The 9,835-nt window shown below is 65.6% G+C and carries 6 protein-coding genes and 1 pseudogene; 1 reads left to right on the top strand and 6 read right to left on the bottom strand.

Features of this window, described 5'->3' with window-relative positions:
• Positions 1 to 6 precede the first annotated feature (6 nt).
• A pseudogene (locus ACIQ42_RS01835) lies at positions 7 to 351 on the bottom strand (carboxylesterase family protein); the annotation flags it as partial.
• Positions 352 to 779: 428 nt separating this feature from the next.
• On the opposite strand from ACIQ42_RS01835, the gene ACIQ42_RS01840 reads away from it, so the two are divergent.
• Positions 780 to 2,225: a sulfatase-like hydrolase/transferase gene (locus ACIQ42_RS01840; protein WP_397420522.1), complete on the top strand. Its 1,446-nt coding sequence runs from the start codon at positions 780 to 782 to the stop codon at positions 2,223 to 2,225.
• 3 nt (positions 2,226 to 2,228) lie between these two features.
• Here the strand turns inward: ACIQ42_RS01840 and ACIQ42_RS01845 are convergent, their stop codons facing one another.
• The 5 genes from ACIQ42_RS01845 to ACIQ42_RS01865 form a co-directional block, all read right to left on the bottom strand.
• A complete protein-coding gene (locus tag ACIQ42_RS01845) occupies positions 2,229 to 4,868 on the bottom strand; it encodes a DUF3604 domain-containing protein (protein ID WP_397420523.1) in 2,640 nt (879 codons plus the stop codon).
• Positions 4,869 to 4,894: 26 nt separating this feature from the next.
• Positions 4,895 to 6,079, bottom strand: coding sequence for a HupE/UreJ family protein (locus ACIQ42_RS01850; protein ID WP_397420524.1), 1,185 nt, complete (start codon positions 6,077 to 6,079; stop codon positions 4,895 to 4,897).
• 91 nt (positions 6,080 to 6,170) lie between these two features.
• The gene (locus ACIQ42_RS01855) at positions 6,171 to 8,414 is read right to left on the bottom strand and encodes a TonB-dependent receptor (RefSeq protein ID WP_397420525.1); all 2,244 of its coding nucleotides are present in this window, start codon (positions 8,412 to 8,414) and stop codon (positions 6,171 to 6,173) included.
• A 125-nt stretch (positions 8,415 to 8,539) separates the two neighbouring features.
• Positions 8,540 to 9,313: a TetR/AcrR family transcriptional regulator gene (locus ACIQ42_RS01860; protein WP_397420526.1), complete on the bottom strand. Its 774-nt coding sequence runs from the start codon at positions 9,311 to 9,313 to the stop codon at positions 8,540 to 8,542.
• Positions 9,313 to 9,783, bottom strand: coding sequence for a hypothetical protein (locus ACIQ42_RS01865; protein WP_397420527.1), 471 nt, complete (start codon positions 9,781 to 9,783; stop codon positions 9,313 to 9,315). Before ACIQ42_RS01865 ends, ACIQ42_RS01860 begins: the two co-directional genes overlap by 1 nt.
• Positions 9,784 to 9,835 lie beyond the last annotated feature (52 nt).

Consider the following 9,835-nt stretch of genomic DNA (forward strand, 5'->3'; position numbering starts at 1 on the left):
CTGCTTGGCGTCGGCTGGGGCCCACACATTGAGGTAAAGGCAATCCTCGTCCTGCGGAAGGTTACGCAGATCACCCGAAAGGCTGGCTACGGCGGCCTGGGGACAGGCAGGACCCGCGGAAGTCGCCGGCCGGACGTCCTGCCATGTCGCCGGCGCAACAGGAGGCCGCCACCTGAGTTCACCCGTTGGTGGTTTGGCGAAGGGTACGCCAAGGAAGTGGGAGACCGCCCCGGTCGTTTCGCCTCTCAACAAGCCCTGCGTGGTTTTCGCGACAGGCTCTGCCGCACTCGTGGCCAAACCTATCGAAAGAGCCATCCCGAGGACGACGTGGAAAATCCCAGTCTTTTGCATCGAATGCTCCTGTCCGACCGATCAGTGCCTGCAGTCTAACGGCAAAAGGCCTGCAGGTTTGCACGACACGACACCCGATTGGAGATTTCAGTGAGTCTGATCTCGTTCAAGCGTCACCAATTTCCGGCGGGCGTGATCCGTGAGGCGGTCTTGTTGTATTGCAGGCTCTCACTCAGCATCCGTGATGTCGAGGCGCTTCTCGCCAACCGGCCGCTGTCATCTGGACGAGCTGTTCGTTCGGATCGGAGGGTGGGGGAGGGTCGCTTGTGGCCCGGCGATGTTGTCGGGGCGCAAGGCAAGGTGGTCGGCGGGGTTAACCTGACAATTCCGTTCAGCTTGCTTAACTGCGGCGTGATCGCAGCGACGGAGAGACGTCGCAGGCGCGTGATAGAGTTACCGACCGGTCGGTCGATGTTCGGGAGAAGACCATGATCCGCAGCTGGACCGCCTTCGCGGCGCTCGCTCTGACACTGTCCTGGAGCTCTGCGTCAACTGCGGGGACCGACCGCCCGGTGACCGACCGGCCGAACATCATCCTGATCGTTGCCGATGATCTGGGCTATGGCGGCCTGCGCGTGCAGGGCGATGCCGAGGCGGTGACACCCCATCTGGACGCGCTGGCGGCGGCGGGTGCGCGTTTCACCGACTTCTACGCCAATCATCCGGTCTGTTCGCCGTCGCGGGCGGCGCTGATGACCGGCAAGTATCAGCACCGGATGGGATTCGAGCACAATTCGGGTTCGCCCCAGGCGACCTCGCCGAAATTCGGGGTTCCCGCTGCCGAACTGACCGTCGCCGAGCGGCTGAAGGCCAGGGGCTACGCCACCGGTATGTTTGGCAAGTGGCATATTGGGTTCGCGCCCGACCGGACACCGACGGCCCAGGGGTTCGATATCTTCTATGGCTTCCTCGCCGGGGCGCACGCCTATGCGCCGCGCTCGGATCGCGCCGGGCCTGGACGGGTCGATGGCTTTGGCGGCGGCCAGACGATCCTGCGCGGAACAACGAGCGAGCCGATGCCGCCGCACGTGACGGAGTCCTTTGCCGAGGAGGCGGTACGGTTCATCGACGCCAACCGGAGCCGGCCCTTCTTCGTCTACCTGCCGTTCAATGCGGTGCACTCGCCGATGGAGGCGACAGAGGCTTATCTGGCCCGGTTCGCGCATGTGGCCGATCCGCTCCGACGGACTCACCTGGCGCAACTCGCGGCGATGGACGACGCAGTTGGGCGCGTGGTCGCCGCGGTGGATGGCGCTGGCCTCGGGCAGCGTACGCTGATCCTGTTCACGAGCGACAACGGCGGGCCGACGCAGGAGACGACGTCCTCCAACCGACCGTTGAAGGGTGTAAAGGGCACGATGCTGGAAGGCGGCATTCGGGTGCCGGCCATGGCGCGATGGACCGGGCGCATCCCGGCCGGGCGGACAATCAGGGCGCCCTCAATGGGCTTTGATTTCGCAGCCACCGCGCTCGCGGTCGGCGGCGCGACGCCGCGATCCGGAATGGATGGGGTGGATCTGATGCCGTGGCTGGGCGGAACACGGTCCGACGCGCCGCATGAGGCGCTTTTCTGGCGTGTGGGCGATCAGGGCGCGATCCGCGCCGGCGACTGGAAATTGCTGCGCAATGGCGCACGCCGGTACCTGTTCAACCTGTCACAGGATATCGGCGAGACACGGGACCTCGCGGCTGCCGAGCCCGAACGGGTCAAGACGCTCGATGCGCGTTATGGTGCCTGGAGCGCATCCATGGCCCCGCCGGCCTGGGTCCGAAACGAGCTGACCGGGGGCGACCGGCGTGACCCGGCCCGCAACCAGGCCCGGATCGACGCCCTGGTACGGGGCCAGAGCGTCGAGATCAACGGCGAGGAATAGAACTCAGGTCTTGGCTGCGGGCTTCTTCACGGCTCCGACCCAGGCCGGGCTTGACCACGCCTGGCCGCCGTCCGCCTGCGTGATCCGGACATAGTAGTTGTCGCCGTCGACCGGTGGCGCGGTGTCTTCAAAGCGAAATGCGCGGTCCATGTCGACTGCCGGTCGGATCCGGCGGACGCTGATAGTGTCGTCAAACTCACCGCCGGAGGTGCGGGCCTGGGCCGGTACGCGATCCTTGGCGACCAGTACGGCGGGCGCCCCTGCGCCAGGAACGGCTGTCTCGGCGTTGAAAGGCGTGCGGGCGTTCGGCAGCAGGACCTTGATCCTGGCCTTGGAGATATCGCCGGCGAGCTTCAACCTGATCGACTTGGCGTCGCCGCGGGTGACCAGCCGGAAACGGGCCGCCGAAGCGTTGAGTGGATCGGGTAGAACCCATTCGGTGAATACATTGAGCGCCTCGACCTGTGGGCTGGAGGCCTGGGCGATTGTGGCGCCGGTCACCTCGATGCGGCCCTCCCAGGCGCGGATATTGCGCGAAGGGACCAGCCTCTGGTTGGGCTCGGACGTTGAGGCGAAGCGGATCTCAACGATGTCGTCGTGGGCGTCGGCCGTGACGGCGTCATAGGCAAGGGTCTGAATCTCCTGGCCGTTCTTCACGAGCGTGATCGACTCGACTGGGGCGGTCCCGTGCGCGACGCCTTCCAGGACCCGGGCCGTCGCCTTGGGCACAACCTGGCCCATGGGTCGGCCGTTGATGGCGGCCTTGAGCAGGATACGCGCGCCGTTGGTGGCGTATGTGCGACGCGCCTTCATGGCGTCAAACAGCGCATGGCGGTCCTTGGCCGGTGCGTAGACGGCGGCCAGCCCGCCATAGCCGTCGAAGTAGTAACGGCCCAGCGGCCGGGGCTTGTAGCCGGGATGGCCGATGTGGTTGTCGCTGGCCCCCACGAAGCCCAGCTGGAAGCCGCTGGCCAGATAGCGCCGCCCCAGCCACTCGAAGGTGCCGTGCTCGGAGACGATCTCGACCAGCGGTTCCAGGTCAGGGTCATTCTGCGCAGCGTCGGCTGTCATGTGGGCGTGCGGGATCACGATGACGTCCTTGGTGGCGTAGGCTTTCCGCAGGCCCCGATAGAGATCGGGCAGGGCGGGATGGCGCTGTGCCGAAACCGGCGTCACCTTTTCGAGATCTCGGAAGATCACGTTGTGATGCCCGCCGAACGCCGAGACGACGGTCCATTCATAGCCCATATAGGTGATGAACTCGCCCGGGCGGTTGGCCTTGATCGCCGCACGGCGCATCTCCTCCCACTCCCAGGCATCAAGCCAGATGTCGTGTTCGGACAGGGCGCAGAAGTCGAGACGGGCCTCGTCTCGGGCGAAATTGAAGTAGTCGTCGACCAGTCCCATGCCTTCGGAGAAGCCGCAGTGGCCATGGGTCTCGCCCCAGTAGATGCGTTCGACGGGCTTGGTCTCGGCGAGGATCGGGTCGGCGCCGCCGCGGATGCGGCCGTCCTCGGAGATGATCTCGAAGCGGTGCGGTCCGGGCCTTGCAAGGGTCAGGCCCTCGACCACGGTGATTGCGTCGCCGGAGGCGGGAAGACGGCGGATCACTTCGCCATTGAGCATCAACCGCCAGCCGGGCGCGCCGCCGCTGGCGCGGTTGCGATAGATGTCCTCGGCGCGGACCGAGAGGCGGAACGGCTCGCCAACCGCCACAACCGCGGGCCCGAAGCCGCGGACGCCGGCGGCCGGGCCGCCGCGCACGGGGAGGGTCGCCTCTCGGGGCGTCAGCAGCAGGCCATCTGCCGAAGTCTGCACCCAGAACGGGAACCTGAGCGCCGTATTGGAGATGTGGATCAGCTTGAGCCCACGTGAGCCCTGGGATCGGTCGCCATAGGTGACAGTCAGCGTCTCACCGGGTCGGAGCGTCCCCTCCGTGATGCGGAAGAACACGCGCTGCGCCTCGACGACGCCAAGCTGGCTCGAGAACATGCCGGTGATCGGATAGGTATCGGGCGCGATCTTCACCGCGGGATTGGAGGCCCGGACGGTGACATAGTTGTCGGCCTTCGGATTCCAGGTCTGGAGCTCTTCCGAGGCGAAGTAGAAGTGGTTGGGCAGCACCACCCCGCCGCCTGCGCTCAGGCTCGCCTCGCCCACGGTGTAGGTTTGTTCGAACTGCGCGTAGCTGTCGACGGTGAGCGGGCCTTCCGTACGCGCGCTGACCGTTCCGGTGATCTTGGGGTTAGCCTCCAGCGCCTTGAGCGTGCGGATGAAGCGGTCAATCCCGGAGAACGCGTTCTTGCGCTGGCGTTCGCCGTTGCCGGCGAAGGCCGGGGAGTAGAGCGCGGCGATGACGGACGGCATCTCCGGGTGCAGGTACACTCCGGTCATCGCGTAGGCGTTCATCCAATCATAGAGAAGCAGGCCCCGATCGCGATAGTTGGCGTCGCCTGTGGGAGTCGTGGCGGCTTCCGCCTTGAGGGCCTCGACCCTGTCGCGCAGGCCCTTTCCCATGTAGTCGCCAGGCAGGGGCGCGGCCTCGGCTTTGCGAGCCTGGGCGTAGACCCAGCCCATAGGGAGCGTCGAGCCTCCGGCCGCAAGCAGCGCCGCCAGGGTATGTCTCCGGGACCAGTCTCGCATCGTCTCTCTCCCCACTTTCAGTGTTGTCAGCCCGCGCCGAAGACGGGCGTCGCAGCCGCGAGGCCGCCAATCCGCTGCACGGTCCAGATCAGACCCGCGACTGCGATCAGGGCCGAGGCCGGCTGCGCGATACGGGCGCCGTAGAATGGTTTGGTCCGCCAGGCGGCGACCAGAGCCAGCACGATCAGGATCACGGCGATCTGACCGGCTTCGACCCCCAGGTTGAAGCCGATCAAGGCCAGCGCCTCCTGGCCGCGCGGAAGACCGATCTGGCCCAGGGCGCCGGCGAATCCAAGGCCGTGCAGAAGGCCGAACCCGAAGACGACCACTGTGGTCACGGGACCTGCCGGCGCCGGACCTCGGATGGCCGTCAGCCCCGCCATGGCCACAATCGAAAGCGCAATGGCCGGCTCGATCAGAGCGGAAGGAGCCTCGACAATACGGAGGGCGGCGAGCGCCAGGGTCAGCGAGTGGGCCAGCGTGAACACCGTTGCCAGTCGGATCAGGCCGCCGAGCCTAGGCGCCGCTATCGCCAGGGCGGCGATGAATGCGATGTGGTCAAGACCCAGAGGCAGGATGTGATGGAAACCCAGCACGCCGAATCGGAACAGCGCGTCCAGCGCGTCTGCGAGCGGATCAGGTCCGGCCAGGCGGATAGTGCGGGTCCTTTCGCCGTCACGCGTTGCGAGGGTGGCGACGCGTCCATCCGGCCAGTGAACGACGACGACCGCCGGCCCAAGGGCGGCGGGCAGGGCGAGGTCGAGCGATGCGGCGCTGGTCGGCAGGGCGGCCGTCAGGATGAGCGGCGCCGAGGGCTTTGGACTGGCGGCAGGGACCTGGGCGTCAGCGCGGAGCCTGGCAGCGGATGGGAAGGCGAGGCGGGCGTCGTCGATCAGCCGGTCGTCGGCGCGCAGTGAAAGCCCACCCATGAGGTTGCGCCCGGCGATCGACTGGCGCGCCGTTAGTTGGGTGTCATCCAGCGCCAGGAAGACGGCGAGCCGATCCGGGGCAAGATGGCCCTGCGGCGCGCCGATGATCAAGGCCGGGACGTGGCAGCGGATATCGATGCGGACCGAGGCCCGATCGGCCGGCACGGTCACATTGACCAGGGCGTAGGAGAGGTCATGTGCATGGGTCGGCGTGCTGGTGAAGCACAGGAGCGCCAGCGCCAAGAGGGCCTGGATCGACCGCTGGAGTGCGCGCCAGCCCAATGCATCGCCCCCTATCAAAGGTCACTTACCGACCGGTAGGTTGCTACGGTTGGGCCGGTGTGTAAAGCACCGGCCCAGCGTACAGGCGCGCCTACCAGCGGTAGGTCACTTCGACGCCCCAGGTTTGCGGCATGTTCCAGCGGATCACGGTGGGCGCGTTAAAGACGCGGTAGCTCTCGTTGGCGAAGTTGTTAAGGAAGAAGGCGGCTTCGACCTCGCCCATCGTCGCCCCCAGGCGCAGGTCGAAGATCGTGAAGTCTTCCAGCAACGGCGTCTGGGCGATCTCCTGCACACCGCCCTTGCGGAAGTTGCCCCTGATGTTGATGAAGCCATCGATCTCGTCCGTGATGGGACGCCGATAGTTGGCGCTGAACGTTCCCGTCCAGTCCGGGCGCTGTGGGCCAACGCGACCCTTGTCGCGACCGTCCGTAATGACACCCCATTGGCGTGAAACACCGGCGGTAAGGCGCGCGACGCCGTCGAACAGCCGCCACCGGCCGGTGAGCTCGACTTCGACGCCGCCCAGCCGCGCCTTGCCCGAGTTGAAGATGAAGTTCGTCGCAGCCACCGGGCAAACCGTACTGCCGGCAAAGCAGCCGTTGTCGGTCTGGACCAACAGGCTCTTGACGTAGGTCCGGTACGCGGCCGCTGTCAGGAAGATGTTGGAGGTGATGTTCCCCTTGGCGCCGAGTTCAAACGCCATCGAGTCTTCGTCGTCGAACGTGGGGGGCACCGGCACAGGCGCCCGGTCGTCGCCTCGAACCGCGTTAAAGCCGCCAGCGCGATAGGCCGTGCCCATCTTGGCGTAGGTGAGCCAGTCGTAGACCTTATAGCCAAGGGTGACGTTATACGAGAAGTTGCCGGAATCGCCGGAAGCCGCGCTCGGAAAGCCGTTGCCGGGAATAGCCAGGCCCGTGCTGAGGTCCAGACGCGCCGCATCGTAGGATTTCGAGTCGTTGGTGTATCGGGCCTCAGCCTCGACATTGAGCGCATCGGTCAGGTCGTAGCCAACCGCGCCGTAGATCGCGTAGGACGTGAAATCGAGGTTGGTAATGGTGCGATTGCCCAGTGACCGGTTTGCGGTCGTAGGGGTGCGGGCGGCAATGCCGCCAACGGCTTCGTTAAGGACGTAGTACTCAAAGCCGCCCAGCCAGCTCAGCTTATCGACCTTGTTACCAGCGATGTGGATGTCGTTGTACAGGATGCTGGCGTAGCTGAACTGGATCGAGTCCGTATTCGGGTCGCCCTGCACCCTGCCGGGTGCAACAAGGCCGCGGGCCGCAAGCTGCGCCTGGAGTTGCGCCGAAGAGGCGTCGCCGTCGAAGGCGTTCTGGGAGTGGCGTTCGCGCAGCGAGGACGTGAGGGTGACTTCGGCGAAGTCCAGATCGTAGCTGCCCACGAATTCATAGTAATGCGTGCGCATCTTGGCGGCGTTGGAGGCGCTCCAGCTGATGTTGTACTTGTCCTCGACGAACCCGCGCGGATAGGTCAGGTTCGTACCGGGAGCAATACGCAGCGAATACATGATGCCGGGCAGCTTGTCGTTGCCCCGCTCGGCCAGCAGGTTGGCGGTGAAGTTCTCGCCGCGATAGTTGAGCTGAATGCGGGCGAAGTCCTGTTTCTGGGCGTCGAAATACTCGTCGCGCACCGGGTTGTAGAAGAAGCCTTCCTTCTGCTTCATCTGCAGGACGCCGACGCGCAGGGCGAGGTTGTCGGTCAGCGGCTGGTTGATGACGAGGCTGCCCTCGCGCATCTGGTTCTGACCGATCTTTGCGGTGGCAATGCCGGACTGTTGTCCCTGTATGGGTCTTGCGGACAGCAGATTGATCGAGCCGCCAACAGCGTTGCGTCCGTTCAATGCTCCCTGCACGCCGCGCAGCACTTCGATCCCGGACACGTCGAAGAAGTCCAGTCGACTGAAAGTCCGACCGCCAACCGTGCCGCCGCCCAGGTAGGCGCCGTTGCGATAGAGGCCGACGCCAGATTCGGCCGCAGTCGCCCGGCTGGTACCGGACCCGCGGATCGAGACTTCCGAGGTCACCTGGTTGGAGGTGTTGGCGAAGTTCACGGCCGGGACATTGGCCAGCAGGTTCTGGAGATTGGGCACGCCGCCGAGGTCGCGCAGCTGCTCGGCGCTGAGGGTGGTGGCGGCGGTTGGAATGTCGCGCAGTCGTTCTTCGCGCTTCCGAGATGTGACGATCACTTCCTCGACCTGCGTGCCGGCAGCCGCCGTCTGGGCGTTGACCTCCTGGGCTGCGCCTGTGCTGAGGAGGAGCACCGAGGCGCCCGCTAACCAGATTGTGCGGCGCGCAGTGGATTGTTTCTGGTAGATCATCGCACTTCCCTCTCCGTAGTTGGCCGCGTCTCATGCGCGGAGCAACACTCTGCGGTACGCAGCTTGAAGCGTCCCTACCGATCGGTTGGAAGCCTGCACTCTGAACGATAGTCTGTAAAGCAGGCCTATCGCGCCAGAACGCCCTTCAAGACAAAGGCGGTCAGATGCTCGACCAGCTCGTCGACCCCGAGGCGGCCGTTCGGGCGACGCCAGCGACCGGTCCAGAGGATCGCGCCGATCAGGGAGTGAGCGGCGACGGTTGTGTCGAGATCGGCGGCAGCGTCGCCGCGGACTTTCAGCTCCTCCAGTGTGTCGCGCACCAACGTATAATAGGCGCGCTTGCGGGAATTGATCAGGCGGCGGCTCCTGGGGCTGAGACCGGTAATGTCATCGGTGACAATGGTCACCGGGTTGCCCTGCGATGAGCCGACGCGGCCAATGTTGGCGACGTGGTTTCGGATCATCAGTCGCAGGCGGACGGCCGGGTCTGGCTCTGCCCTGCCCGGGTTGACCACCTCGTCCTCGAGTTCGTCCATGCCGAAGGAGACGAGTGTGTAGAGCAGGTCCTCCTTGCTTTTCACAAAGTGGTAGAGGCCGGCCTTGGTGATGTTCACCGCCTCGGCGATGTCGCTCATCGAAGCGCCGTCGTAGCCCTTCTCGACGAACAGCCGGGCGGCCTGGACAAAAATCTGGCGCGCCCGGCCGCTAGCCACGCGGGGACGGCCGAGATCGGGATTGTCGATCACGAGACCGCCCGCCTTGCGGCCGGCGGGCGGTTTGGCCGCTGTCTTGGCCTTGGCCGCCTTGGAGGGTGCGGCCCTGGAGGTCGCCTTCCGGGGCTTACGGGGCTTGGCCGGCCCAGATTTGGGGGCGGCGGCGGGGTCGCGCTTTTCGGTCATCAGCGGGCACCTTGGCGCTGGAGGAAAGTCTCGACAATCGCCTCGCCATTGTCTTCCTGACAGCAGTGGTTGGCGTTGCGGAAGGTGTCAAACGTGGCCCCGGTAACCTGGGACGCGCACTCTGCACCCCCGCCGGCGTTGAAGATATGGTCGCGATCGCCGGAGGTGACATTGGCCGGTTTAGTCCCGTGTTTCCGCGACCCTGAACAATGCTGCTGGTCGATGGCGTTGTCGGTCTCGGGCCCACCTAAGGGGATGCACCAGGGAAAACGGCGCGGCCCGGCCTTGCTTGCGCCGCTGGCGAACGGCGCCTCATACGCGCGGCGCAGCATATCGCGGTCGGTGCCCGGTCGCGCCCAGGTCCAGGCCAAGATGCAGCCGGCTGGCAGGTCCTTTTCGGTTCGGCACAGCCACACCGGGTTGGTGGTCGCCGCATCCGGGGTCCAGAAGAACTTCACGGTCTCAACCATCGCTTTCCTCTATCGCCTGATTCCCCGACCGCAAACTCTCCGCAAAAGCGGT

Origin of the sequence: Phenylobacterium sp. (genome assembly GCF_044372605.1) — a bacterium.
GTDB lineage: Bacteria > Pseudomonadota > Alphaproteobacteria > Caulobacterales > Caulobacteraceae > Phenylobacterium.

Coding starts and splice junctions, on each gene's coding strand:
- ACIQ42_RS01840 (WP_397420522.1), top strand. CDS start 780: ATGATCCGCAGCTGGACCGCCTTCGCGGCGCTCGCTCTGACACTGTCC.
- ACIQ42_RS01845 (WP_397420523.1), bottom strand. CDS start 4,868: ATGCGAGACTGGTCCCGGAGACATACCCTGGCGGCGCTGCTTGCGGCC.
- ACIQ42_RS01855 (WP_397420525.1), bottom strand. CDS start 8,414: ATGATCTACCAGAAACAATCCACTGCGCGCCGCACAATCTGGTTAGCG.
- ACIQ42_RS01860 (WP_397420526.1), bottom strand. CDS start 9,313: ATGACCGAAAAGCGCGACCCCGCCGCCGCCCCCAAATCTGGGCCGGCC.
- ACIQ42_RS01865 (WP_397420527.1), bottom strand. CDS start 9,783: ATGGTTGAGACCGTGAAGTTCTTCTGGACCCCGGATGCGGCGACCACC.